The organism is Microvirga tunisiensis (genome assembly GCF_009296175.1).
GTDB classification, from domain to species: domain Bacteria; phylum Pseudomonadota; class Alphaproteobacteria; order Rhizobiales; family Beijerinckiaceae; genus Microvirga; species Microvirga tunisiensis.
This window is the reverse complement of record NZ_VOSK01000890.1, coordinates 1-852: the sequence shown is the minus strand read 5'-3', so window position 1 is coordinate 852 and position 852 is coordinate 1. Positions and strand designations below refer to the sequence as shown.

Here is an 852-nt window from a genome sequence, read left to right as displayed (position 1 = left end):
CTTAGGGAAAGCTGCCCGGGCAACTCGCACGGTCTCGGCCGGGATCTCACCAATCGGCTCGGGATGAAGACTCATGCCATCCTCCTCTTGCTGAATAGCCAACAGGGAATTCGCCGACAGTATCTCCATGATGTCCGCGCAGGACCCGGTGCACGACGGGCGTTCGCCCCTGTGGCGGGCCGCGAGCCGGATCGATCAGAAGTGCCGGTCCGAATTCCAGATCTCGACGTCCTGAGCTGCCACTTCGCGATCTAGTCCGTACTGTTCCTGCACGCGGGCGATCAGAGCCGCTTTCGTCTTGATCTGCGCGAGGTCTGACATGGACAGGCGATCCCACTTGGCTTGGACCTCCCGCATGTTGCGCCCTGCAAAAATATGATCGTCTTGAATTTGTGGCATGAATTACCTAAACTGTATCTTGATAACTGCCCATAAGATTTATCGTTCCAAAATATTTGTGCGCTTTTATATAATAATGATTATGGACAAAACTAACCTACATTTGGGTTTTATTTTGGGGTTATTTATCCTGTCGGAGCAGAGTGTGAATTTAAGCTTGCAGCACGGGCAACAATTCGGCTTCGAACCAGGGATTTTTCTTGAGCCAGCCGTTGTTGCGCCAGGATGGGTGAGGTAGCGGCAGGATGCGCGGTTTCTGCGGGTTTCCAAGAAGGTCCCGCCAGCGCCGGACAGTCTCTGTCAGGCCGTCCTTGTAATCGTCGCCCAGATGCGCATTGCATCGCCTGAATTGCTCCCTGATTTTGGATCGTTGCCTCATCTGATTTGCTCCCGAGCTCTGGCGAGCTGCGGGGGCGATGATGAGGCAGGTGAGCATGACAACACGCAATGAGC

Annotated in this window: 2 protein-coding genes; both read right to left on the bottom strand. The window is 54.2% G+C overall.

Annotated elements, in window-relative coordinates; all coding sequences use genetic code 11:
• Positions 1-195: 195 nt before the first annotated feature.
• Positions 196-399, bottom strand: a complete 204-nt coding sequence (locus FS320_RS44350) for a hypothetical protein (RefSeq protein WP_152718773.1) — start codon at positions 397-399, stop codon at positions 196-198.
• A 151-nt stretch (positions 400-550) separates the two neighbouring features.
• A partial coding sequence (locus FS320_RS49530) for a uracil-DNA glycosylase family protein (protein WP_342211981.1) occupies positions 551-852 on the bottom strand: 302 nt, incomplete at its 5' end.